This window comes from Frigoribacterium sp. VKM Ac-2530 (assembly GCF_015350835.1).
In the GTDB taxonomy this organism is placed as follows: domain Bacteria; phylum Actinomycetota; class Actinomycetes; order Actinomycetales; family Microbacteriaceae; genus Frigoribacterium.
The window spans coordinates 837,910-861,166 of record NZ_JADKSE010000002.1 but is presented as its reverse complement, the minus strand read 5'-3'; the positions used below and the strand labels follow the sequence as shown (position 1 = coordinate 861,166).

The 23,257-nt window shown below is 70.9% G+C and carries 23 protein-coding genes; 18 read left to right on the top strand and 5 right to left on the bottom strand.

The annotated features are described in order from the left end of the window. Positions 1-180: 180 nt before the first annotated feature. Complete coding sequence (locus ITJ48_RS13010) at positions 181-1,311, top strand: GNAT family N-acetyltransferase (protein ID WP_194613968.1); 1,131 nt, start codon at positions 181-183, stop codon at positions 1,309-1,311. An 85-nt stretch (positions 1,312-1,396) separates the two neighbouring features. On the opposite strand, the gene map is transcribed toward ITJ48_RS13010, so the two are convergent. Continuing rightward, positions 1,397-2,167: a type I methionyl aminopeptidase gene (gene map, locus ITJ48_RS13005; protein ID WP_192040711.1), complete on the bottom strand. Its 771-nt coding sequence runs from the start codon at positions 2,165-2,167 to the stop codon at positions 1,397-1,399. A gap of 91 nt (positions 2,168-2,258) precedes the next feature. Here map and ITJ48_RS13000 point away from each other — a divergent pair, with 91 nt between their 5' ends. Both ITJ48_RS13000 and ITJ48_RS12995 read left to right on the top strand, forming a co-directional pair. Then, positions 2,259-2,561 carry a helix-turn-helix transcriptional regulator gene (locus ITJ48_RS13000; protein WP_194613967.1) on the top strand — a complete coding sequence of 101 codons (303 nt, stop codon included), beginning with the start codon at positions 2,259-2,261 and terminating at the stop codon, positions 2,559-2,561. A 168-nt stretch (positions 2,562-2,729) separates the two neighbouring features. Continuing rightward, the gene (locus ITJ48_RS12995; RefSeq protein ID WP_194613966.1) at positions 2,730-3,269 is read left to right on the top strand and encodes a GNAT family N-acetyltransferase; all 540 of its coding nucleotides are present in this window, start codon (positions 2,730-2,732) and stop codon (positions 3,267-3,269) included. Between the two features lie 100 nt (positions 3,270-3,369). Here the strand turns inward: ITJ48_RS12995 and ITJ48_RS12990 are convergent, their stop codons facing one another. The 4 genes from ITJ48_RS12990 to ITJ48_RS12975 all read right to left on the bottom strand — a co-directional run bounded on the left by ITJ48_RS12990 (position 3,370) and on the right by ITJ48_RS12975 (position 5,745). After that, entirely contained in the window at positions 3,370-3,729 is a 360-nt protein-coding gene (locus tag ITJ48_RS12990) for a hypothetical protein (protein ID WP_194613965.1), read from the bottom strand. Between the two features lie 179 nt (positions 3,730-3,908). Then, a complete protein-coding gene (locus ITJ48_RS12985) occupies positions 3,909-4,409 on the bottom strand; it encodes a roadblock/LC7 domain-containing protein (protein ID WP_194613964.1) in 501 nt (166 codons plus the stop codon). Then, positions 4,406-5,008 carry an ATP/GTP-binding protein gene (locus tag ITJ48_RS12980; protein ID WP_194613963.1) on the bottom strand — a complete coding sequence of 201 codons (603 nt, stop codon included), beginning with the start codon at positions 5,006-5,008 and terminating at the stop codon, positions 4,406-4,408. Before ITJ48_RS12980 ends, ITJ48_RS12985 begins: the two co-directional genes overlap by 4 nt. Further along, the gene (locus ITJ48_RS12975; RefSeq protein WP_194613962.1) at positions 5,008-5,745 is read right to left on the bottom strand and encodes a hypothetical protein; all 738 of its coding nucleotides are present in this window, start codon (positions 5,743-5,745) and stop codon (positions 5,008-5,010) included. The genes ITJ48_RS12980 and ITJ48_RS12975 overlap by 1 nt, the downstream gene beginning before the upstream one ends. 378 nt (positions 5,746-6,123) lie before the next feature. Here ITJ48_RS12975 and ITJ48_RS12970 point away from each other — a divergent pair, with 378 nt between their 5' ends. The 15 genes from ITJ48_RS12970 to fusA all read left to right on the top strand — a co-directional run bounded on the left by ITJ48_RS12970 (position 6,124) and on the right by fusA (position 23,151). Then, a complete protein-coding gene (locus ITJ48_RS12970; RefSeq protein ID WP_370544916.1) occupies positions 6,124-7,797 on the top strand; it encodes a GspE/PulE family protein in 1,674 nt (557 codons plus the stop codon). An 88-nt stretch (positions 7,798-7,885) separates the two neighbouring features. Continuing rightward, entirely contained in the window at positions 7,886-9,745 is a 1,860-nt protein-coding gene (locus tag ITJ48_RS16555) for a type IV pilus twitching motility protein PilT (protein ID WP_305038546.1), read from the top strand. Continuing rightward, positions 9,745-10,977: a type II secretion system F family protein gene (locus tag ITJ48_RS12960; RefSeq protein ID WP_194613961.1), complete on the top strand. Its 1,233-nt coding sequence runs from the start codon at positions 9,745-9,747 to the stop codon at positions 10,975-10,977. Before ITJ48_RS16555 ends, ITJ48_RS12960 begins: the two co-directional genes overlap by 1 nt. 260 nt (positions 10,978-11,237) lie before the next feature. Continuing rightward, the gene (locus tag ITJ48_RS16725) at positions 11,238-11,738 is read left to right on the top strand and encodes a prepilin-type N-terminal cleavage/methylation domain-containing protein (RefSeq protein ID WP_194613960.1); all 501 of its coding nucleotides are present in this window, start codon (positions 11,238-11,240) and stop codon (positions 11,736-11,738) included. A 96-nt stretch (positions 11,739-11,834) separates the two neighbouring features. Beyond that, positions 11,835-13,226 carry a hypothetical protein gene (locus tag ITJ48_RS12950; protein WP_194613959.1) on the top strand — a complete coding sequence of 464 codons (1,392 nt, stop codon included), beginning with the start codon at positions 11,835-11,837 and terminating at the stop codon, positions 13,224-13,226. Further along, entirely contained in the window at positions 13,223-13,891 is a 669-nt protein-coding gene (locus ITJ48_RS12945; protein WP_194613958.1) for a prepilin-type N-terminal cleavage/methylation domain-containing protein, read from the top strand. Before ITJ48_RS12950 ends, ITJ48_RS12945 begins: the two co-directional genes overlap by 4 nt. Positions 13,892-13,903: 12 nt before the next feature. Then, positions 13,904-15,679 carry a hypothetical protein gene (locus tag ITJ48_RS12940; protein ID WP_228506897.1) on the top strand — a complete coding sequence of 592 codons (1,776 nt, stop codon included), beginning with the start codon at positions 13,904-13,906 and terminating at the stop codon, positions 15,677-15,679. Further along, positions 15,679-16,524, top strand: a complete 846-nt coding sequence (locus ITJ48_RS12935; protein ID WP_194613957.1) for an A24 family peptidase — start codon at positions 15,679-15,681, stop codon at positions 16,522-16,524. Before ITJ48_RS12940 ends, ITJ48_RS12935 begins: the two co-directional genes overlap by 1 nt. Before the next feature lie 31 nt (positions 16,525-16,555). Continuing rightward, positions 16,556-17,605, top strand: a complete 1,050-nt coding sequence (pilM, locus tag ITJ48_RS12930; protein WP_194613956.1) for a type IV pilus assembly protein PilM — start codon at positions 16,556-16,558, stop codon at positions 17,603-17,605. Next, positions 17,602-18,264 (top strand): PilN domain-containing protein, encoded by a 663-nt coding sequence (locus ITJ48_RS12925; protein WP_194613955.1) that lies wholly within the window; start codon positions 17,602-17,604, stop codon positions 18,262-18,264. Before pilM ends, ITJ48_RS12925 begins: the two co-directional genes overlap by 4 nt. A gap of 4 nt (positions 18,265-18,268) precedes the next feature. Further along, on the top strand, positions 18,269-19,078 hold the full coding sequence (locus tag ITJ48_RS12920) for a hypothetical protein (RefSeq protein WP_194613954.1): 810 nt from the start codon (positions 18,269-18,271) through the stop codon (positions 19,076-19,078). A gap of 140 nt (positions 19,079-19,218) precedes the next feature. Further along, positions 19,219-19,773: a DUF6121 family protein gene (locus ITJ48_RS12915; RefSeq protein WP_194613953.1), complete on the top strand. Its 555-nt coding sequence runs from the start codon at positions 19,219-19,221 to the stop codon at positions 19,771-19,773. A gap of 334 nt (positions 19,774-20,107) precedes the next feature. Continuing rightward, positions 20,108-20,482, top strand: a complete 375-nt coding sequence (rpsL, locus tag ITJ48_RS12910) for a 30S ribosomal protein S12 (RefSeq protein ID WP_043593380.1) — start codon at positions 20,108-20,110, stop codon at positions 20,480-20,482. Next, positions 20,482-20,952 carry a 30S ribosomal protein S7 gene (gene rpsG / locus ITJ48_RS12905; RefSeq protein ID WP_123547680.1) on the top strand — a complete coding sequence of 157 codons (471 nt, stop codon included), beginning with the start codon at positions 20,482-20,484 and terminating at the stop codon, positions 20,950-20,952. Before rpsL ends, rpsG begins: the two co-directional genes overlap by 1 nt. Positions 20,953-21,036: 84 nt before the next feature. Next, a complete protein-coding gene (fusA, locus tag ITJ48_RS12900; protein WP_194613952.1) occupies positions 21,037-23,151 on the top strand; it encodes an elongation factor G in 2,115 nt (704 codons plus the stop codon). The last annotated feature ends 106 nt before the right edge of the window (positions 23,152-23,257 follow it).

Below are 23,257 nucleotides of genomic sequence, written 5' to 3'. Positions count from 1 at the left end.
GGATCGTCTCGACGGCGACGCGGGTCTGACGACCCGCCGAGCCACCAGGCACCACGACGGGCCCCGGCCCTCGCACCACGCGAGGGACGGGGCCCGTCGTCGTTCCCGGGCGACCGCGAGGAGGCGCGGGTCGGCCCTGCAGGCTCGCGGGCGGCCTCCGAGACCGGGCAGTATGGAGCGATGAGCACCGAGCACCTCGCACAGCCGTCCCCGTCCGCCGAGACCGCCGAGTCCACGGTCGCTCGGGGCGAGGCCGCGGCGGGCGTCCGGCTCGAGGCGGTCGACCTGCCCGTCAGCGCCCGGGTCCCGAGGCCGGACGCGCGCCTCCCTCGTGACCGTGACGGCCTGCGCTGGCGCCCGGCGACCGTCGCCGACCTCGAGGCGCTGCACGCGCTCGACGGGCGCGTGGCGTCGCTCGACCACCCGCTCCACGTGACGTCGCTGTCGTCGATGCGCCAGCTGCTCGAGATGCCCGGCATCGACCTCGAGCGCGACTCCCTCGTGGCCGACGAGGGGGACGGCCAGCTGGTGGCCTGGGGCCTGAGCTTCCTCTGGCCCGTCCGCGAGTCGGTCGTGCGCGTGTCCGTCGACGGCGGCGTCGACCCGCGTCGGCGCGGGCAGGGCCTCGGGCGCGACCTCGTCGAATGGCAGCGGCTGCGCGGAGAGCAGCACCTGTCCGGTGCGGACGACGTCCTGCCGGCCGTGCTGGCGGCGGGCGTCGAGCAGGAGGCGGAGAGCCACGCGGCCCTGCTGCAGCGCCAGGGCTTCGGCCCCGCCCGGTGGTGGAGCACGCTCAGCCGCGACTTGACCCGCCCGGTCGAGGCCGTGTCCCTCGACCCCGCGGTGCGGCTCGAGGAGTACTCGACGCACCGCGAGGAGGCGACGCGACTGGCGCGCAACGAGGCCTTCGTCGACCACTGGGGCAGCCAGGCGAGCTCGCCCGAGGTGTGGCGCATGCTCGTCGGGGCGCCCACGTTCCGTCCCGACCTCTCGTTCGTGGCGGTCGCTGCGGGCGACGACGGCGAGGAGGAGGTGGTCGCCTTCGTGCTCACCACCGTCGAGCCCGAGCAGTGGCCGGCCCACGGCGGCCGCAGCGCCCACGTCGACTACGTAGGCGTCCGGCGGGCCTGGCGTGGCCGGCACCTCGCGCAGTCGCTGCTCGCGACGGCCCTCGCCCGGCAGGCCGACCAGGGCTTCGAACTGTGCGTGCTCGACGTCGACTCGACGAGCCCCACGGGCGCCGTCGGGCTCTACGAGCGTGCCGGGTTCACGGTCGCGGGTCGCCGCGCCGCGTACCTCCGCGAGTACTGACCGCCGAACGAGATGACGCGTCGGGGGTGTCGGCGACCGCCGCACCTCCCCGACGCGTCACCTCGATCGTGACGAGCCGCTCGAGCTAGCCGCGGACGGTCAGGATCTCCGCGCCGTCCTCGGTGATCGCGACCGTGTGCTCGCTGTGCGCCGTGAGGCAGCCGGTCGCGCTGCGGAGCGTCCAGCCGTCGTCGTCGGTGACGAGCTCATCGGTGTCGGCCATGACCCACGGCTCGAGGGCGAGCAGCAGGCCCGGGCGCAGCTTGTAGCCGCGGCCGGGGCGGCCGATGTTGGCGACGTGCGGGTCCTGGTGCATGGTCGAGCCGATGCCGTGGCCGCCGAACTGGACGTTCACGGGGTAGCCGGCCCCGGTCAGCACCGAGCCGATGGCGTACGAGACGTCGCCCATCTTCGCTCCGGGCACGGCGGCGGCGATCGCGGCGGCCAGGGCGCGCTCGGTCGTCTCGATCAGCTCGGTGCTGCCCGCGGGGCGCGAGGTGCCGACGACGAAGCTCAGCGCCGAGTCGGCGGCGATGCCGTTCAGCACGACGGCGAGGTCGAGGGTGAGCAGGTCGCCGTCGCGCAGGGCGTAGTCGTGGGGGAGGCCGTGCAGCACCGCGTCGTTGACGGCCGTGCAGATCCAGTGCCCGAACGGCCCGCGGCCGAACGACGGCGCGTAGTCGACGTAGCAGGACTCGGCGCCGGCCTCGACGATCATCTCGCGCGTCCACTCGTCGATCTCGAGCAGGTTCGTGCCGACCGCGACGCGCTGCGACACGGTGTGCAGGATGTGCCCGACCAGCGCTCCGGAGTCGCGGGCACGGCCCAGCTCTGCGGGGCTGAAGATCTCGATCACGGGGCGTCTCCTCGGGTCTGCCGGCGAGCGGCGGGACAACTGTCCCGGTAATGCTATCCCGGCCAGCGCCTCCTCGGGCTAGGCTCTGCGCATGGTCCGTCTGCCGCTGAGCCCCGCCGAGGTCGCTCGCGGCCGCCGCCTCGGGGCCCTGCTGCGGCAGGCACGCGGCGAGCGGTCGATGCTCCGCACGGCCCTCGACGCCGGCGTCTCGCCCGAGACGCTGCGCAAGATCGAGTCCGGCCGGGTCGCGACCCCGTCGTTCCCGACCATCGCCGCGATCGCCCAGGTCGTCGGCGTCTCGCTCGACGACGTCTGGGCCGAGATCAGCCGGCCGGCACAGGGCGACCAGGCGCAGGAGGCGGTCGTCCCCGTCGACGCGTCGCTCGCCTCCTAGCGCCCTCGGCCGCCGCCTCCCCGGCTGCTCGTCCCTCGCCCCGAGGCGGCGTCGGCGAGAAGGGACGCCGCAGGCGTGGGCCCTCGCCCACGTCGTCCCACGACGCCTGCGTCACCCTCCGCGTCACCCTCCGCGACGCCCGACACGGGCGCGGCCTAGGGTCAGAGGGTGCAGTTCGAGCAGGCCCTCACCGACACCGTCCTCCTGCGGGAGGCGCGGGTCGACGACGCGGCGGCCCTCGCCGAGGCGCACCGGCGCAACCGCGAGCACCTCGCGCCGTGGGACCCGGAGCGGGCGCCGTCGTTCTTCGAGCCCGCCGGCCAGCGGGCGATGCTCACGGCGCGCATCGCGTCGGCCGCCGCCGGGGAGCAGCAGCCGTTCCACCTGATGGAGGGCGACCGCGTCGTCGGCACGATCGCCCTCAACCAGATCGTCCGCGGTCCCCTGCAGAAGGCGGCCGTCGGCTACTGGGTCGACCGGGAGCGGACGGGGCATGGCCTGGCGAAGGCGGCGCTGGCGGTCGTCGTCGACCTCGCGGCGACCGTCCTCCGGCTGCACCGCCTCGAGGCGAGCGCCCTGCCGCACAACGCGGGGTCGCGTGCCGTGCTCGCCGCCTCGGGCTTCGAGCAGTACGGCACGGCGGCGGGCTACCTCCGCATCGCGGGGGAGTGGCGCGAGCACGTGCTGTACCAGCGCCTCCTCGACTGAGCCGCCCGCGTCCGCCCGCACCCGCGCACGACGACGAGGCGCCGACCTCAGTGGTCGACGCCCCGTCGGGGTGCTGCGGCGCAGGGAGCCGCGGCGCGGGTCAGAAGGCCAGCTGGCCCTCGACCTCCTTGGACTTCATGCGAGCGAGGGCGAGGTTCGCCTTCGAGCGGTCGAGCACGAAGTAGATGAAGACCTCGCGGTTGCTGGCGAGGGGCCGGATGATGTGGATCTGGCTCGAGAGGGTGATGAGGATGTCCTCGATCGAGTCGGCGAGGCCCAGCGACTTGGCGGTCTTGAGCTTCGCGCGGACGACCTCGGTGTTGCCGGCCGCGGCCAGCTCCAGGTCGATGCCGGTGCCGGCGCCGCCGAGCAGCATGCCGGAGGCGCTGTCGACGACGGCGGCCGCCATCGCGCCGTCGACGGTGAGGAGGGTCTCGAGGGACTCGGAGATGTTCGCCATGGTGTCAGTGCTTCCTGTTCGGGTCAGGGCAGTTCGGGTGTGAGCTGTCCGGCCCTGACCTGGTCGGGTCAGGGGTGGTGCGGGCAGCGGTGCCGGCGTCGGGCGGGCACCGCTCGGCAGCCGGCCGCGGAGGTGCGGCCGGAGCGGTCGGAGGGGCAGGGCTGCGTGCCTGGCCAGGGTCAGAGCGCCGGGACGCCGTGGGCGTCGGCACGTGCGTGCGCGTCTGCGTGCTCGACGGCGGCGTCCGGCTCGTGGGCGGCCGCGTCGGGCTGCACGGCCGGGCGGTCGGCCAAGGAGGCGGCCAGCTGCAGGGCGCAGCGGCGCGCGACCGAGAGGGCCTTGCCGAGCGTCTCGTCGTCGTCGAACAGCGCGCCGAGCACGACGGGGTGCCCGGGGACGCGCAGCTGGATCACGTGGCCCTTCTCGGACGCGATGATGACGTACTCGCTCGAGCCGATCCGCACCTCCCGGGCGACGGCCTCGCTGAGCGCCTGGATGGAGCTGGCCATGCTGGCGAAGCGGTTCGCGTCGACCTTGCCGTCGGGCACGTGGACGACCTCGAAGCCGTCGTCGGTGAGGAACGAGCCGTAGACGAGCGAGCGGCTCACCTCGCCCATGTCGAGCAGGGCCCGGCGGCCGAGGTCGACGACGACGGGGTCGAGGTGGGGCGCGACGCTCACTCGGCCACCGCCACGGCGGGCTGCGAGGGCGCGGCGGAGGCAGCGGCAGCGGGTGCAGAGAACATCTCGCGCATCTCGATGTTGGCGACGAGCGTCATGAGGACGGTGCGCATCTGGTCTTCCTCTCGGGGGTCGACCGTGAACACCGGCACGACCAGGTCGGGGCGGCGCTCGGTCAGCGCCGCCGAGTAGTCGGCCACCGTCGGGGTGGCCGAGACGTCGGAGCGCGTCGCCGCGACGACGACGCCGCCGCGGTCGTAGAGGTCGCGGAACTCGTCGAGGAACGTCAGCATCTCGCCGACCGGGTCGGCGGCGTCGTTGTTGACGAGCAGCACCATGCCCTTGGCGCGCTCCTTCAAGATCGTCCACATGAAGTCGAACCGCTGCTGGCCGGGGATGCCGTAGAGGCGCACCTTGTCGGTCTCGCCGAGCGTGATCTCGCCGTAGTCGAGGGCGACCGTCGTGGTGTCCTTGTCGGCCGTGGCGCGGTCGGTGTTCGCGGCCTCGGTGCGGACGACCTCGGTCTCGCTGAGCGTCTCGATCGCGGTCGTCTTGCCGGCGCCCATCGGGCCGCCGAAGAGGATGACGTGCTCGGCCATCAGAGGCCGAGCCGGTCGCGCAGGCGGCTGAACAGGCCGCCGCGGCGGGGCTGGGGGGCGACCCTGACGTACTCAGGGTCGACCGAGGCCGAGGCCGAGCTCGAGCTCGAGCCGGCTCCGGCGACCGCGGCCGGCTCGGGCGACTCCGCGCGCAGCAGGCGCATCAGGCTGAACGCGTTCACGAGGCGCCGGGCCTCGGAGGGGTCCGACTCGCTGGCGTTTGCCAGCTCGCCGACCGGGAGGAACGTGTAGCCGAGCATCGCGGTCATCCGCATCTGCTCCGGGGTGTGCGCCAGCATCGTGAAGTTGGGCCAGCGGACCAGCTTGTAGCGGTCGTCGCGCTGCAGCCACCAGGCGAGCTCGCCGAGGAACGAGTGGTTGCCGATCAGCCAGAGCAGCGCGTCGAGGTCGGTGCCGGGCGGGCGCGACGCCTCGACGGCGGGGTCCTTGGCCTCGACCACCACGTCGATGTCGACGGGCTCGGCGGGGAACGCGGTCAGGGGGGTGTCCCACCAGTAGGCGTTCGTCTCCACGTCGACGACGAGGGGGAGGTGGTCGGCCTGGCGGACGACCACGATCGACGCGGCCGGCTGCTGCTGGAGGCGGTGGAGGGCGATGGCCACGCCGGTCCAGCCGAACGACGGCACGGTGATGCCCGTCGTCTCGAGGCCGGGGGCGTTGCCTGTCTGGGGGTCCTGCGGGTCCGCTGGCGCGGTCCGGGCAGGCTCGAACGTCATCTCGTGACCGTGCATCGTGCGTGGCTCCTCGGGGGTTCGGCGGTCGTCATCCGTGAAACCGGGCCACACGTGTCGTCGGGCCCGGGACCGCCGTCGTCCACTAGACCAGTCGGGTCCGGCGGCGTGCCACCCCCTGTTCTGGGCGACCGCGACCCCCGTTCTGGGCGGTCGCCGCGCCTCCTCGTGCCTCCCCGGCCGCCGCCGTGGAGTCGGCCGCGAGCTCGGGCGCGGAGGGCTGTGACGCAGACGGGGGGCACCCTCACTGGGACGTGTCGGGGAAGCGGCCCCGCCGTAGCGTGGCGACTGCTCGGGACGACTCCCGAGGACCTGCCGCCAGGACCCCGACATGCCGGGCGCGCGTACCGAGGAGATGCACCCGTGGCTTCGATGACCGAGATCCTGATCCTGCACGGGCTGCTGCCCATGGAGCACCTCGACCGCGTGGGGCGCCGGGGCGCCGACGAGGAGGCGTCCATCAGGGAGCTGCTCGAGTCCGGCACCGTGACCCCTGCGCAGGTCGCCCGCGCCCGGGCCCAGGCCAACGGCGTCGACTTCGTCGAGCTCGTCGACTACCCCGTCGACCGCGCCGCCGTGACGATGGTGCCCGCCGCCGTCTGTCGCCGGCACAGCGTGCTGCCGATCGCGGTGCGCGACGGCCTCCTCCTGCTCGCGATGGCCGACCCGGGCGACGTCTTCGCCATCGACGACGTGCGCGCCGCGCTGCGCATCGGCGTCGAGCCGGTGCTCGCCGACCGCGCCGACCTGCAGGCCGCGCTCGACCGCTACCTCCGTGCCGACGACGAGCTCAACGACCTGACCTCGACGCTCGAGGAGGAGACCAGCGCGGTCGAGGCCGCCCAGGCCGACATCGCCTCCTCCGGCCCCGACGACGACGTGCCCATCGTGCGCTTCGTCAACCTGCTCGTCAGCCAGGCCATCACCGACCACGCCTCCGACATCCACATCGAGCCGGCCGAGCACGACGTGCGCATCCGCTACCGCATCGACGGGGTGCTGCACGAGATGCAGCCGGCCCCCAAGGCCATCCAGAACGGCGTCATCTCGCGCCTCAAGATCATGAGCGAGATCGACATCGCCGAGCGTCGACGCCCGCAGGACGGCCGCATGTCGGTCCGCCACGGCGGCCGCCAGATCGACCTGCGCGTCGCGACCTTGCCGACCGTGTGGGGCGAGAAGGTCGTCATGCGGATCCTCGACAACTCGAACACGTCGATGAGCCTCCGCGACCTGAACCTGCTCGAGCGCAACTTCGACGTCTACGCCGCGTCGTACTCGAAGCCCTACGGCATGATCCTCGTCACCGGCCCCACGGGCTCGGGCAAGTCGACGACGCTCTACACGACCCTCAACGCGGTCGCGCGTCCCGAGATCAACGTCATCACCGTCGAGGACCCGGTCGAGTACCGGATGGACGGCATCAACCAGGTGCAGGTGAACCCCAAGGCGGGCCTCACGTTCGCCGGCGCGCTGCGGAGCATCCTCCGGTCCGACCCCGACGTCGTCCTGCTCGGCGAGATCCGCGACCACGAGACCGCGCAGATCGCCATCGAGGCGTCGCTGACCGGCCACCTCGTGCTCAGCACGCTGCACACGAACGACGCCCCGAGCGCGATCACCCGCCTCACCGAGATGGGCATCGAGCCGTTCCTCGTCGGCAGCGCGATCGACTGCGTCGTCGCCCAGCGACTCGCGCGCCGTCTCTGCGACCGCTGCAAGACGCCGACCTCGTACACGCCCCGCCAGCTCGAGCACCTGCGGTTCCCGGTGCGCCTCGACGAGCCCGCGCCGCTCGTCTACCAGCCCGTCGGCTGCGCGCAGTGCTCGAACACCGGCTACCGCGGCCGCATCGCCCTGCACGAGGTGATGAGCGTCTCGGAGGAGATCGAGCGCCTCGCCGTCGCCCGGGCGTCGAGCGCCGAGATCGCCCGCGTCGCCACCGAGCAGGGCATGGTCAGCCTCCGCCACGACGGCTGGGCCAAGGCGAAGCTCGGCCTGACCAGCGTCGAAGAGATCCTGCGGGTCGTGGCGTGAGCGCGCCCCGCACCGTGCCCGTCCGCACCGCCCGCCGCACCGCCCCCGTCCGCACCGCCCGCCGCACCGCACCCGAGGGAACGCCCGCATGAGCGACAACGTCTTCGAGATCCCCGACCAGGTCGACCCGGCCGACGGCTGGACCCCGGGCACGCCCGGCAACGACCTGAGCACGCAGACCCCCGCGAACGCGTGGGAGCTGCCGAAGGCGCCCACCACGCTGGCGCCGCACATCGACGAGGACGACCGCGGCCCCGTCTACACGATGGACGACGCGGGTGGGGAGGCGGTGCTCGGCTGGAGCCCCACCCCCGCGCCGACCAGTCGTCGCGCCGCGCGGCTCGCGAGCGCCCTCGAGGGCGGCGGCATGGCCGCCCGCACCCCGTGGAGCGACCCGCGCTTCGACGACTTCGAGACCCCGGCCGCCCCGACGAGCCCCGCCGTCGCCGAGCCCGGCACGGGCCGCCGCGCAGCCTTCATGCCGGCGTACCTCGCGGACGAGGCCGACCTCGACGGCCCGGCCGGCGCCTCCTCGGTTCCCGAGGTCGTCGTGGCCCCCTCGTCGCCCGACGTCTCGTCGGCCGCCCCGACCTCGCCCGTCCTGCCCGCGGCGTCGCACTCCGCGGCCACAGCGGCGCCCGCGCCCGCACCTGCCCCGGCCTCGCCCCAGCTCGGCGACGGCGGCCTGCTGCGCGTGCCGTCGTTCGCGCCGTCCAGCGCCCAGCACGCCGCCGAGGAGGTGCCCCCCGCCGAGCAGGTCGAGTCCCGACCCGGCATCGAGCTGCACGAGCACGCCCGCACCGTCGCGCACCCCGCGCTGATCTCGGCGCTCTGCGAGGTGGTGCTGCAGGGCGCCTCCGACCTGCACGTCACGGTCGACGCTGCCCCCACCCTCCGCGTCGACGGCGGCCTGCAGCCCGCCTTCGCCGGAGGCGAGCCCTGGGACGCCCCGACGGTCTCGACCGCCCTGACGAGCCTGCTGACCCCGGCCATGAAGGAGCAGTTCGACGAGCGGCTCGAGCTCGACTTCGCCTACTCGCTGTCGGACGAGTCGCGCTTCCGCGTGAACTTCTACCAGCAGCGCGGCGTGATGGGGGCGGCTTTCCGCCTCATCCCGACCGAGATCAAGCAGCTCGCCGACCTGGGCGTGCCCGAGGTCGTCAGCCGCTTCGCGAAGCTGCCCCGCGGTCTCGTGCTCGTGACGGGCCCCACCGGCTCGGGCAAGTCGACGACCCTCGCCGCCCTGATCGACCTGGTCAACCGCACGCGCGCCGACCACATCGTGACGGTCGAGGACCCGATCGAGTTCATGCACCAGCACAAGAAGGCGATCGTCAACCAGCGCGAGGTCGGCCACGACACGCACAGCTTCGCGAACGCGCTCAAGCACGTGCTGCGCCAGGACCCCGACGTCATCCTCATCGGCGAGCTCCGCGACCTCGAGACCATCTCGGTCGCGCTGACCGCCGCCGAGACCGGCCACCTCGTGTTCGCGACCCTGCACACGCAGAGCGCCGCGCAGACGATCGACCGTGTCATCGACGTGTTCCCGCCGCACCAGCAGGACCAGGTGCGCACCCAGCTCGCGTCGACGCTGCAGGGCGTCGTCTGCCAGACCCTGCTGCCGAAGGCGAGCGGCAAGGGCCGTGTCGTCGCGACCGAGATCATGATGATGACCCCGGCCATCGGCAACCTCGTCCGCGAGGGCAAGACGTACCAGATCTCGTCGTCGATGCAGGCGGGGCGCGACCTCGGCATGCACACGATGGACCAGAAGCTGGCCGACCTCGTCAACACCGGGGCCGTCACCCACAAGGCGGCGATGGAGAAGGTGCACGACGCCGAGGGCTTCGACCGCCTCGTCACCCGTGTGATCAACAAGTCCGAGACGGTCGGCCTCGACGCCGGCATCGACTTCGGCGACGCCTTCTCGATCGGGAGCAACTGATGGCCACCAGCACCGCCTACGCCTACAAGGGCCGCGACTCGGCCGGCAAGGTCGTCAAGGGCAAGGTCGACGCGTCCAGCGAGGGCGCCGTCGTCACCCGCCTGCGCACCATGGGCGTGCAGCCCATCTCGATCGCCGCCGCGAGCGACGGCACCGGCCTGCAGCGCGAGATCTCGATCGGCGGCCTCGGCGGCGGCGGCGTCAAGATGAAGGAGATCGCGGTCATGTCGCGCCAGATGGCGACCATGATCGCGTCCGGCCTGTCGCTGCTGCGCACCCTGACGATCCTCGCCGACCAGGTCGACAACAAGACGCTGCAGAAGGTCATGCAGGAGGTGCGCGACGACGTCGAGACCGGCGTCTCGTTCTCCGACGCGGTCGGCAAGCACGACAAGCACTTCCCGCCCCTGATGATCAACATGATCCGGGCCGGCGAGGTCGGCGGGTTCCTCGACAAGGCGCTCGAGTCGACCGCGGACAACTTCGAGAAGGAGGTGGCGCTGCGGTCCACGATCAAGTCGGCGATGACCTACCCGGTCGTCGTGCTCGTGATGTCGCTGCTCGCGGTGATCATCATGCTGACCTTCATCGTGCCGATCTTCCAGGACATGTTCACCAACCTCGGCGGCCAGCTGCCCCTGCCGACGATGATGCTCGTCTACGCGTCGCGGGCCATGCCGATCGTCCTGCCGATCCTGATCGTCGGCGGCATCGCCGGCTCGATCTGGTGGAAGACGAACAAGAACTCCGTCAAGGTGCGCTCGAAGCTCGACCCGCTGAAGCTCAAGCTGCCGGTCTTCGGCGAGCTGCTCCGCAAGATCGCGATCGCGCGCTTCTCCCGCAACTTCTCGAACATGATCGGCGCCGGCGTCCCCATCCTCACGGCCCTGCGCATCGTCGGCGAGGTCTCGGGCAACTACGTGCTCGAGGAGGCGCTGGTCGACGTCGCGGAGTCGGTGCGGCAGGGCGAGTCCATCGCAGCCCCCCTGACGGCCTCCGGGGTCTTCCCGCCGATGGTCACGCAGATGATCTCGGTCGGCGAGGACGCGGGCTCGCTCGAGACGATGCTCGAGAAGGTGGCCGACTTCTACGATCAAGAGGTCAAGTCGACCACGGAGTCGCTGACGGCCCTGATCGAGCCGCTGCTGATCGCGTTCCTCGGCGTCGTCGTGGGCGGCATGATCGTCGCGCTGTACCTGCCGATCTTCCAGATCACGTCGCTGATCAAGTAGTCGCGACACAGTTCCGCCCGAAGGGCCCGGCCACTGGTCGGGCCCTTCGTCGTGCGCGACGGGTGTCGGTTACCAGGCGACCCCTGAACAGGGGTTCTGCCCGTTCGGGGGTGACCCGGACTGGGGCCGTGTCGCCGGCAGAAACCCCCCGTCTGCGGGATTCTCGTGGGTCTCGAGGGCTGGGAGAGTCATCTCCGGCGGGAACGACGTGACCGCCTCCGATCACCTCTCCCGCATCGCACCGACCGAACGGACCAGTCATGTACTTCGCACTCATGGGCAAGCTCTCCGCCCGCCGCCAGAACCTCGCCCAGGACAAGGACAAGGGCTTCACGCTCATCGAGCTCCTCGTCGTCGTCATCATCATCGGCATCCTCGCCGCGATCGCCATCCCCGTGTACCTCGGCGTGCAGAGCAACGCCAAGGACTCCGGCGTCAAGAGCGACCTCACGAACGCTAAGACCGCCGTCATCTCGCTGCAGACCACGAACGCACTTCCGGCTACGAATGCCGATCTCGGACAGGTCGACGGGATCACCCGCGCGGGCTTCACCCAGGGCTCGAGCCTCGCCGGCCCGATCAAGTTCACCAAGACCACGAACGCCACCACCAAGGACGAGACGTTCTGCATCACGGCGATCAGCACCTCGGGCAAGACCTTCTTCACGACGGATGCCAAGGGAACTGACGAGTACACCGGAACCGTCCCGGCGGGCTGCACCGCTCCGGCCGCTGCCGCCCTGGTGACCCCCACCAAGTAGCACGTGCCACCGTGGTGGGCGGCTCAAGCCGCCCGCCACAGTGCTCCTCCTCCGCACCAGTCCGCACCCTCGAACCCGACCGGGAGGTGACCCACCATGTTCCTGCGCCTCGAGCAGCGCCTGCGTTCCGCCCGACTCCGGGACGACTCCGGCCTCGGCATCATCGAGGTGGTGATCGCCCTCCTGGTCTTCGCGCTAATCACGACCGGGTCGATCCTCGCGATCGGCCTGTCGTTGTCCTTGGCGAGCGACAACCGCGGTCGTGAGACCGCCGCCAACCTGGCCGCGCAGGAGATCGACCTCGCCCGTGCAGGGAACGCCACTCTGCTCGAGAGCGGCACCACCAGCTACCCCGGCATCAACGGCACGGACTTCACGGTCGCCCGCGAGGTCAACTGGGTCACCTCCGGCGGCGTCGACAGCCAGTGCCTCACCGGGGCGACCGGTGCGGGCTCCCTCTTCTACAAGCGGGTCAACGTCACCGTCACCTGGTCGGGGATGCGCACGACGACGCCGCCCGTTCGGGCGGACACCGTGCTCTCGCCCGACGGCAAGATCTACGACGCGACGACGGGCACGATCCTCGTCTCGGTCACCGACCAGACCGGGGCCGGCGTCAAGGGCGTCACGGCCACGGTCGCCCCGGCGACCGACGTCTCTCCGAACACCGCGAAAACCCTCGAGGCCGTGTCCGTCCCGGCGCCGACCGACCGCAACGGCTGCGCCTTCGCCATCAAGGTCGCGCCCGGCACGTACACCATCACGCTGTCGCGAGCCGACGGCGAGGTCTGGGTCTCCCCCGACCAGAACCGGGCGCCGTCCCAGCAGGTCACCCTCGGCTCCGGCAGCTCGACCAACGCGAAGTTCGACTACGCGCGGGCCGACCAGTACCAGCTCACCTATGCGTCGGGCCCGGCCATCCGGGCCACGAACCAGGCCGTCACCTTCGTCAGCGCCGCCACGCGCTCCGTGGTCACGGCGCCGGCCGACACCCAGTACCTCTACCCCCAGTCGTCCGGCTACCAGGTCTTCGGCGGCAGCTACGCGAAGGCCGGGACGGCCGGCGGCACCTGCAAGTCGCCGAACCCGGTGGAGTGGCCCACGGCCTCCGACCAGCGCACCGGCAAGGCGCGTCCTGCTGTGGCGCCCGACTACACGGTCGACAACATCGCTCGGGACGTCAGCGTCAACCTCACCTCCGTCCCGGTCAAGGTGAAAGCCACCGACCAGTTCGTCCGGGCGACTGCGGCGACGACCGCCCAGTCGACGGGTGACCCCGGCTGTGCTCTCGGCACCACCCTGACCTTCCGCGTGCCGCCGAAGAGCGACACCGTCCCGATCGCCTTGCCCCCGGGCACGTGGACCCTCGCGAGCAGTTCCACGGAGAACGGCACCTACACCGCGGCCACTCTCGTCGGAGCGATCGTCGGCCTGTTCGGCGGCGGCGGCGGCACCGTGGTCACGGTCGATCCTCGGACCGCGCCGTGACCGCCCTGCGACGCCGGCTCGCGGCAGCGGGGCGCGACCAGGGCATCACGCTGGTCGAGCTGATCGTCGCGATGATGATCCTCGGAATCGTGCTCGCCGTCACCTCGGGCACGGTCTTGTCGCTCACGCGGGCCACCAGCACAGCACGCATCGTCGACGTGAACGTGCGCGAGTCGTCGAACGGGATGAACGCCCTGGCCCAGAGCGTCCGGTCGGCCGTCGACCTGCAGCAGCCGAGCGCCGCGGACAGGCCCGCGTTCCAGCTGGCCTCCGCCGAGAAGCTCACGGTCTCCACCTCCGTCAACTTCGTCGACACCCAGTCCAAGCCCGTGCTCGTCACCTACGACCTCGATGCGAACCGCAAACTGCGCGAGGTGCGGACCCAGTCCGTCCGCCTCGGCTCCTCCTACTGGCAGTTCACGGGGACGAGCGTCTCCCGCCTGCTGACCGCACCGGTGGCCGCTCCCGCCGGCACCCCGCTCTTCGTCTACCTCGACAAGAACAGGACGATCCTCGACCCGGGCTCGACGGGTCGCCTCGACGACGCGCAGCTCCGACGCATCGCGTTCGTGCAGATCACCCTGCCGATCAAGAGCACGACCCAGCAGGCCGACAACGGCGTCACCCTGGTCAACACCATCGGCACCCCCAACCTCCCCCGCTAGACAGGACGCACCGTGAAGATCATCCGCAGACGACTCGGCCTCGGCCGTGCCGACGCCGACCGTGGCATGGCCATGGCCGTCGTGCTGATCTTCGGCATGCTCATCATGACCCTGGCGGCGACCGCGTTGACGGTCGCGGTCGGCGGGCTGAAGAAGGCGGACACCGACCAGGACTGGGCCGGCGCCCTGTCCGCCGCCTACGCCGGCGTCGAGGACTACCAGGCGCGGCTCTCGAACGACACGAACTACTACCGCTACGGCAACAAGGACGCGCCCTTCAGCGTGAGCAGCCCCACGCTCGTGGCGCCGACGACGGCGAACCCGGCCTTCCAGCTCGGCACGGCCGCCGGGTCGTGGGCCGAGGTGCCGAGCAGCGGCGGCACGGCCTCGTACCGCTACGAGGTCGACAGCAGCGCCTACCTCGCATCGGGCACCATGCGCATCCGCGCGACCGGCAAGGTCGGCGCCGTCACCCGCTCCGTCGTAGCCGACGTCCGTCAGAAGGGCTTCATCGACTACCTGTACTTCACCGACTACGAGGACAGGGACCCGGAACAGGCCGGCACGAGCTCGGCCACCTGCCGCAAGTACGTGGCGCAGGGACGCGTCAAGACGGACAACTGCGGCGAGATCGCCTTCGGCGGCGGCGACGTGCTCGACGGCGACGTGCACTCGAACGACACGATCCGCGTCTGCGACGCGAAGTTCCTCAAGACGGTCACGACCTCGAACACCACGCTCCGGGGCGGCGTCAACTACATCAAGAAGGACTCCAACGACTCGACCTGCTCCGGTCAGGACTTCCCCGGCAGCGACACTCAGCCGACCTTCCGGTCGTCCATCGGCATGCCCGCCACGAACTTGACCCAGAAGCGCGAGACGCGTTTCGACCTGCCGTCGGAGATCCTCTCGCCTGGCTGCCTCTACACCGGGCCCACGTCGATCGTCTTCGGGCCGACGCCGGGGTTCATGACCATCAAGTCGCCCCTCACCAAGGTCACCCAGACCGGCGGCGACAACGACACCGAGGGCAAGACCCCGGACATGTGCGGCAAGATCTCCGACCTCAAGTCGGCGGGCGGCGCGACCGTCCCCGTGCTCGACAACAACCTGATCTACGTCCAGGACGTCCCCGGCGCCACGAGCAACAAGAACTACACCTCGACGGCCGTCGTGCCCGCGGGCAAGTGCGACGCCAACGGCGTCGGCTACCCGCGCTCCGGCGAGACGGCCCCGGCGGACGACGTCACCGGTGACGGCGCCTGTGCCTACGACGCCCGCGGCGGCGACGTCTTCGTCGAGGGCACGTTCTCGGGCAAGATGACCGTCGCCTCGAAGAACTACCTGTACATCACGGGCGACGTGAAGTACGACAACGCGAGCACCGACATCCTCGGCTTCTCGCCGGCCGGCACGGCCTGGATCTACAACCCGATGAAGGCGACGGTGTCGGGGCGCACCACGACCTACACGGCACTGCTGCCGGGCTCCGCGACGAGCGTCCGTCGGGTCGACGCCGCCATCATCTCCGTCGACCACAGCCTCCTCGTGCAGAACTACGACCGCGGTGGCCGTCGGGGCACGCTGAACCTCAACGGTGCCCTCGCCCAGCGGTTCCGTGGCGTCGTGAGCAGCGGCAGCAACGGCTACGTCAAGAACTACGTGTACGACGCGCGCCTCAAGTACCTCTCGCCGCCCAAGTTCATCAGCCCCGTCACGACCCAGTACGGCGTCACCACGACGACCGAGGTCAAGGCGGCGTTCACGTCCGCGGGGAGGACCACCTGATGCCCGCCTCCTTCGTCGCGTGGTCGGTCGCGGCGCTCGCCGCGGGCCTCGGTGGGGTCCTGATCGGCTCGTTCCTCAACGTCGTGGTGTACCGCGTCCCTGCTGGCATGTCGATCTCGACGCCCCCGAGCGCCTGCCCCGGCTGCCACACGCCGATCAAGGCCCGGGACAACGTGCCCGTGCTCAGCTGGCTCGCCCTCCGGGGTCGCTGCCGCAGCTGCCGGACGGCCATCTCCGCCCGTTACCCGATCGTCGAGCTCGCCACGGGCCTGTTCTTCGTGGTCGTGGCCGCCCGCATCTGGCCGCTCGGCGACGTGCCCACCGAGGCCGCCCCGCTCGTCGCCGCGCTGCTCGAGCTCGTCGCGTTCCTCTGGCTGGCCGGTGCCAGCGTCGCGCTCGCCATCATCGACGTCGAGCACCACCGGCTGCCCGACGCGATCGTGCTGCCGACGTACGCGGTCGGCCTCGTGCTGCTGGGCGCCTCCTCGGTCCTGACGGGGGAGTGGGACGCGCTGCTCCGCGGCGTCGTCGGCATGGCCGCCCTGTTCGTCTTCTACCTGGCACTCGCCCTCGTCAAGCCCGGGGCCATGGGCCTCGGCGACGTCAAGCTCGCCGGCGTGCTGGGCCTCTGGCTCGGCTGGCTGGGCTGGGGCGAGCTCGTCGTCGGCGCGTTCGCCGCGTTCCTGCTCGGCGGCCTCTTCTCGATCGTCCTGCTCGCCACCCGTCGTGCCCAGCGCACCGGCGGCATCCCCTTCGGCCCCTGGATGCTCGCGGGCGCCTGGGCCGGCGTGCTCGTCGGCGGCATCGTCGCCGCCTCCTACCTCCAGCTCCTCACCCTCGCGTGAGCCCGAACTCACGCAGAAAAGAGACCACCCCATGACGAAGAACATCGTCGGAGTCGACATCGGCAGCCGATCGCTCCGTGCGGTCGAGGTCGCCGACGTCGACAAGCCGCGCCCCACCGTCGTCCGCTTCTCCGAGATGGCCCTCAGCGACGGCGCTGCCAGCCGCGGAGAAGTGCTCGAGCCCCAGACCGTCGCCAGCGCCCTCAAGCAGCTCTGGAGCGCCGGCGGCTTCAAGAGCAAGAACGTCGTGCTCGGCATGGGCAACCAGCGCGTGCTCGCCCGCGACCTGACCGTAGCGAAGGCGTCGCGCGAGCGGATCCGCGAGTCGCTGCCGTTCCAGGTGCAGGACATGCTGCCGGTGCCCGTCGCCGACGCGCTGCTCGACTTCTACCCCTACAAGGAGAGCGAGGGCGAGAACGGCCCGGTGCTCAACGGCCTGCTCATCGCCGCCGTCAAGGACGCCGTCCTCGGCAACGTCCGTGCCAGCAAGCTCGCCGGGCTGTCGACCATGGGCGTCGACCTCATCCCGTTCGCGAACACGCGCCTCCTGATCAACCGCCCCGGCCTCACCGGCACCGTCGCCCTGATCGAGATCGGCCACAGCACCTCGTCCGTGATCGTCGCGACCGACGGAGTGCCGCAGTTCGTCCGCATCATCCCCTCGGGCGGCGACGACGTCACGCAGGCGATCATGGCCAAGCGCGGCGTCTCGGTCGAGGAGGCGGTGGCCGTCAAGCGCCAGCGCGGACTCAGCACCGTGATCACCAACGCCGAGGAGCAGGCCTCGTCGGCCGCGATCTTCGAGTCGGTGAACGAGCTGCTCGGCAGCTTCCGCAACACCGTCCAGTACTTCGTCAACACGCGCTCGACCGAGACGATCTCGCAGATCGTCCTGGCCGGAGGCGGCGCCCTGCTGCCGGGCCTCCCGGACGCTCTGTCCGAGGTGACGCGCTTGCCCGTGGTCGTCGCCGACCCGTTCGCCACCGTCGCGTTCGGCAAGAACGTCGACGAGGCCGCCCTCCGCGGACGCGCCTCCGACATGACCGTGGCCCTCGGGCTCGCACTGGGGAGCGCCGCATGAGCCGCACGAAGAAGACCGCCACGGCGGTCGTCGGGGGACTGCCCCGCGTCGACCTGCTGCCCCCCGAGGTCCGGGCCGAGCGCCGCAGCGGCGTCACGGTCCGACGGGCCTGGATGGGCGTGATCGGGGTCGCCGCCGTCGTCGGCATCGCCGTGGGAGGCGCCACCCTGCGCTCGATGGAGGCGCAGGACGAGCTGCTGGCCGTCCAGGCCGACACGCAGCAGCTGCTGCTCGAGCAGGGCAAGTACACCGAGGTGCGCGACACGAAGACGGAGATCACGCTGCTCAGCGCGGCCCAGGCCGTGGCGGGCGCCACCGAGATCGCCTGGCCCTCGTACCTCGAGCAGATCCAGGCGACCCTGCCCGACGGCGTGACCATCTCGACCATCACCATCGATCAGGCGTCGCCGATCGCGGACTACGCGCAGTCGCAGACGCCCCTCCAGGGGGCCCGCATCGGCACGGTCACCTTCACGGCGCAGAGCGACACCCTCCCGAGCGTCCCGGACTGGCTGGACGGCCTGACGGCGCTGCCCGGCTACACCGACGCGACGCCGGGGACGGTGGCCCTCGAGGAGGACGTCTACGCCGCGACCGTCGTCATGCACATCGACCAGCGGGCGTTCTCGAACCGCTTCGCCCCGACGGAAGGTCAGTGACCTCGTGGACCGCAACCGCATCAAGATGATCGTCGCCGCGCTCAGCGGCGTGGCCGTGCTCGCGCTGGGCTTCCTGCTCGGCGTGCAGCCCCAGCTCGCCTCGGCGTCCGCCGCGGCCGAGCAGCGCAGCACGGTGGAGACGCAGAACGAGGGCCTCCGGGCCACGCTCGCGCAGCTCGTCACCGAGAACGACCAGCTCTCGACCCTGGCGGCCGACCGCGACACGCGCCGTGCCTCCGTGCCGGACGCCGCCGACATGCCCGAGCTGATCCGTCAGCTCGACGAGATGGCCGACGCCGCCGGCGTGCCCGTCACCTCGTTCACCACGGCCGACGCCGTCTCGTACGAGATGCCCGCGTCGGCGGCCGCTCCCGTCGCGGACGCCGCGACGACGGAGGGCACCGCGCCCGCCGAGGGCGCCGACGCGTCGGCTGCCGCCCCGACGGAGGCGGCCGGTCCGACGGCGCCCACCACCTTCACCGACCCTGCCGTCACCGCGGCGAACTTCTCCACCATCGCGGTCACGGTCGACATCGAGGGGTCTTACGACCAAGCCCTCGACTTCGTCGACCGCCTCCAGAAGGGCTCCCGTCTGTTCCTCGTGACCACCATCACGAGCAGCGAGGCCGGCGAGGGCACCGATTCCGAGGGCGAGCCCGTCGCGGCCGACGCCCAGACCTGGACGGTCGGCGGCCTCGTCTTCGTCATGCAGGACGGCGAGACCGCACCCGCCGACGGCGACGCCACGACGACGGCGCCGACGCAGGCCGAGGGCACCGACGAGGGCACGGACACGACCGCCAGCGGTCGCTGACCAGCCGGCTCGCGCCTCCTTCGCTCGGTTCCGCCACCAGGGCCCGGCTCCTCCCTCCCCAGGGAGGAGCCGGGCCCGTCCGCTGCCCGCACCCGTCCTGGCCGGCCGCCTCGGCACGCCCCGCGGCGTACCCTCGCCTCATGACCCGTGCCGTCTACGCCCTGATGGCGAGCGTCCTCTTCGGCGCCCTGCTCGTGGCGACGGCCGGCTTCGAGAGCCTGCTGCTCGACCGTGACGTGATCACCGAGCCCGACGCGGGCCCGTTCCTCGGTCCGGCCATGGGCGGCGCCGCCCTCCTCGTCGTCCTGCTCGCCCTGATGCGCTCGGCCGCGCTGGCCGACGCCCGTGACGGGGGAGCGCCGGAGGTGCGGGGCACCTTCCCCGCCCAGCCCCTGCGCGACGCCCGCCCGGCCCGCCGGGGCCCGCGCCCCGGAGACGAGGGCGGCGGCGTCCCCGGTCCCCGGCCCGCGCCTCCGAGCCCCTGGCCCGCCGTCGTGTCCGCAGCCGCCGCCGTCTGGGCGGTCATGCTCCTCGTCGGGAGCGTCGGGTACGCCGTGGTGCGCGGCGAGGCCGTCTGGCTGGTGCTCTTCGCCGCGCGCTACGCGTTGTCGCCGTTCGTGCTCGGCGCGGTCGTCTGCGCCGCCCTCGTCGTGCTCGGCACGCTGCTGGTCTCGAGGGCCGAGCCCGCCCGCTGACCGGGCAGGGAGGCGCCTGGCCGTTCGCCCCGGGCGTCCCGTCGCAGCCCGGAGACATTTGATTAACCCCCTGGCCGAAGCTATGCTCTATCGGGTGTGCGCTTCATCGCGCGCCCGAAAATCCCGCTCGTACCACGGTCGACGACCCGGCACGAGCAGGGTCACACCGTCCCCCAGCTGCTCCGCGTGCTCGTCACGCGGCGGTCGCCGGGCGGGGCAGGGCCTCATCCGGCCCGGTCCCGACGAGACGAGGACGCCGACCATCCGGTCGGACAGAGCAGAGCACTGCACGGCGCAGCACCGGCCGAGAGCAGAGCGCAACCAAGGAGAACCAGTGCCAACCATCCAGCAGCTGGTCCGCAAGGGACGCACGCCGAAGGTCGTCAAGACCAAGGCCCCCGCCCTGCGGTCCAACCCCCAGCAGCGTGGCGTGTGCACCCGCGTGTACACCACCACCCCCAAGAAGCCGAACTCCGCGCTCCGCAAGGTCGCCCGTGTGAAGCTCTCCAACGGCACCGAGGTCACCGCCTACATCCCCGGCGAGGGCCACAACCTGCAGGAGCACTCGATGGTGCTCGTGCGCGGCGGTCGTGTGAAGGACCTCCCCGGCGTGCGCTACAAGATCGTCCGTGGAGCCCTCGACACCCAGGCCGTGAAGAACCGCAAGCAGGCTCGTAGCCTCTACGGTGCGAAGAAGGACAAGAAGTAATGCCTCGTAAAGGACCCGCGCCCAAGCGCCCCGTCGTCGCCGACCCGGTCTACGGTGCGCCGATCGTCAGCCAGCTCGTCAACAAGATCCTCCTCGACGGCAAGAAGGGCCTCGCCGAGCGCATCGTCTACGGTGCTCTCGCCGGCGTCTCCGCCAAGAACGACCAGGATGCCGTCGTCACGCTGAAGAAGGCGCTCGACAACGTGCGCCCGACCCTCGAGGTGCGTTCGCGCCGCGTCGGCGGCTCGACCTACCAGGTCCCCGTCGAGGTCAAGCCGCACCGCGCGAACACGCTCGCGCTCCGCTGGCTCACCACCTACGCCAAGGCTCGTCGCGAGAAGACGATGACCGAGCGCCTCATGAACGAGATCCTCGACGCCTCCAACGGCCTCGGCGCTGCTGTCAAGCGCCGTGAGGACACTCACAAGATGGCCGAGGCGAACAAGGCCTTCGCGCACTACCGCTGGTAACAGCCACGGAGGCGCGGTGTTCGCACGACGTGCACCGCGCCTCCTCGGCTCCCGCTTTCCCCACCTACCCCTTCGGAGGAACCTGTGGCACAGGACGTGCTCACCGACCTGAACAAGGTCCGCAACATCGGCATCATGGCGCACATCGATGCTGGCAAGACGACGACGACCGAGCGCATCCTGTACTACACCGGCATCACCCACAAGATCGGTGAGGTCCACGACGGTGCGGCCACGATGGACTGGATGGCGCAGGAGCAGGAGCGCGGCATCACCATCACGTCCGCCGCAACGACGTGCTTCTGGAACAAGAACCAGATCAACATCATCGACACCCCCGGCCACGTCGACTTCACGGTCGAGGTCGAGCGCTCGCTCCGCGTGCTCGACGGCGCGGTCGCCGTGTTCGACGGCAAGGAGGGCGTCGAGCCCCAGTCCGAGACCGTCTGGCGTCAGGCCGACAAGTACGACGTGCCCCGCATCTGCTTCGTCAACAAGATGGACAAGCTCGGCGCCGACTTCTACTTCACGGTCGACACGATCATCAACCGCCTGGGCGCCAAGCCCCTCGTCATGCAGCTCCCGATCGGTGCGGAGTCCTCCTTCGAGGGCGTCGTCGACCTGGTCGAGATGCGTGCGCTGACGTGGCGCGGCGACGCCAAGGGCGACGTCGAGCTGGGTGCGAAGTACGAGATCGAGGAGATCCCGGACGACCTCAAGGAGAAGGCCGCAGAGTACCGCGCCAAGCTCCTCGAGACGGTCGCCGAGTCGGACGACGCGCTGCTCGAGAAGTACTTCGGCGGCGAAGAGCTGACGATCGCCGAGATCAAGGGCGCCGTCCGCAAGATGACGGTCAACAGCGAGCTGTACCCGATCTTCTGTGGCTCCGCCTTCAAGAACCGCGGCGTCCAGCCGATGCTCGACGCGGTCATCGACTACCTCCCCTCGCCGCTCGACGTGCCTCCGATGGAGGGCCACGACGTCCGCGACGCCGAGAAGGTCATCATCCGCAAGCCCGAGTCGACGGAGCCGTTCTCGGCTCTCGCCTTCAAGGTCGCGGTGCACCCCTTCTTCGGTCGCCTCACCTACGTCCGCGTGTACTCCGGCTCCATCGAGTCGGGTGCCCAGGTCATCAACTCGACCAAGGACAAGAAGGAGCGCATCGGCAAGATCTTCCAGATGCACTCCAACAAGGAGAACCCGGTCGACAGCGTCACCGCCGGCCACATCTACGCGGTCATCGGCCTGAAGTTCACCACCACCGGCGACACGCTGTGCGACCCGTCCGAGCAGATCGTGCTCGAGTCGATGACGTTCCCCGAGCCCGTCATCGAGGTCGCCATCGAGCCCAAGACGAAGGCCGACCAGGAGAAGCTCTCGCTGGCCATCCAGAAGCTCGCCGAGGAGGACCCGACGTTCCGCGTCGAGCTCAACGTCGAGACCGGCCAGACGGTCATCAAGGGCATGGGCGAGCTCCACCTCGACATCCTCGTCGACCGCATGAAGCGCGAGTTCAACGTCGAGGCCAACGTCGGCAAGCCCCAGGTGGCCTACCGCGAGACGCTCAAGAAGGGCATCGAGCGCTACGACTACACCCACAAGAAGCAGACCGGTGGGTCGGGTCAGTTCGCCAAGATCCAGATCGCCCTGGAGCCCTACGAGGTCACGGCCGAGTCGACCTACGAGTTCGTCAACAAGGTCACCGGCGGCCGCGTCCCGCGGGAGTACATCCCCTCGGTCGACGCCGGCATCCAGGACGCGATGCAGGTCGGAGTCCTCGCGGGCTACCCGACCGTGGGCGTCCGGGCGCTGCTCCTCGACGGCGCGGCGCACGACGTCGACTCGTCGGAGATGGCCTTCAAGATCGCTGGGTCGATCGCCTACAAAGAGGCGGCTCGCAAGGCCCAGCCCGTTCTCCTCGAGCCGCTCATGGCGGTCGAGGTGCGTACGCCCGAGGAGTACATGGGCGACGTCATCGGCGACCTCAGCTCGCGACGCGGGCAGATCTCGTCGATGGAAGACGCCAGTGGTGTGAAGGTCGTTCGGGCCAGCGTGCCGCTGTCGGAGATGTTCGGCTACGTCGGAGACCTGCGGTCGAAGACCTCGGGTCGTGCCGTCTACTCGATGACGTTCGAGTCGTACCAGGAAGTCCCCTCGGCCGTCGCCGAGGAGATCATCCAGAAGAACAAGGGCGAATAGTCCCGAATCTCGCGGCCGTTCCTCGACCGCGTAACATGTACACACACCAATCCGCAGTGTCCGGTAGGCCGGGTCATCGACCCGGCCCCCGGCCCCACTGCAACCG

What these genes read in the sequence shown, in the direction of transcription:
- ITJ48_RS13010 (WP_194613968.1), top strand. Translation starts at nt 181, where the DNA reads ATGAGCACCGAGCACCTCGCACAGCCGTCCCCGTCCGCCGAGACCGCC.
- ITJ48_RS13000 (WP_194613967.1), top strand. Translation starts at nt 2,259, where the DNA reads ATGGTCCGTCTGCCGCTGAGCCCCGCCGAGGTCGCTCGCGGCCGCCGC.
- ITJ48_RS12990 (WP_194613965.1), bottom strand. Translation starts at nt 3,729, where the DNA reads ATGGCGAACATCTCCGAGTCCCTCGAGACCCTCCTCACCGTCGACGGC.
- ITJ48_RS12980 (WP_194613963.1), bottom strand. Translation starts at nt 5,008, where the DNA reads ATGGCCGAGCACGTCATCCTCTTCGGCGGCCCGATGGGCGCCGGCAAG.
- ITJ48_RS12975 (WP_194613962.1), bottom strand. Translation starts at nt 5,745, where the DNA reads ATGACGTTCGAGCCTGCCCGGACCGCGCCAGCGGACCCGCAGGACCCC.
- ITJ48_RS16555 (WP_305038546.1), top strand. Translation starts at nt 7,886, where the DNA reads ATGAGCGACAACGTCTTCGAGATCCCCGACCAGGTCGACCCGGCCGAC.
- ITJ48_RS12960 (WP_194613961.1), top strand. Translation starts at nt 9,745, where the DNA reads ATGGCCACCAGCACCGCCTACGCCTACAAGGGCCGCGACTCGGCCGGC.
- ITJ48_RS16725 (WP_194613960.1), top strand. Translation starts at nt 11,238, where the DNA reads ATGTACTTCGCACTCATGGGCAAGCTCTCCGCCCGCCGCCAGAACCTC.
- ITJ48_RS12950 (WP_194613959.1), top strand. Translation starts at nt 11,835, where the DNA reads ATGTTCCTGCGCCTCGAGCAGCGCCTGCGTTCCGCCCGACTCCGGGAC.
- ITJ48_RS12935 (WP_194613957.1), top strand. Translation starts at nt 15,679, where the DNA reads ATGCCCGCCTCCTTCGTCGCGTGGTCGGTCGCGGCGCTCGCCGCGGGC.
- pilM (WP_194613956.1), top strand. Translation starts at nt 16,556, where the DNA reads ATGACGAAGAACATCGTCGGAGTCGACATCGGCAGCCGATCGCTCCGT.
- ITJ48_RS12925 (WP_194613955.1), top strand. Translation starts at nt 17,602, where the DNA reads ATGAGCCGCACGAAGAAGACCGCCACGGCGGTCGTCGGGGGACTGCCC.
- ITJ48_RS12915 (WP_194613953.1), top strand. Translation starts at nt 19,219, where the DNA reads ATGACCCGTGCCGTCTACGCCCTGATGGCGAGCGTCCTCTTCGGCGCC.
- rpsG (WP_123547680.1), top strand. Translation starts at nt 20,482, where the DNA reads ATGCCTCGTAAAGGACCCGCGCCCAAGCGCCCCGTCGTCGCCGACCCG.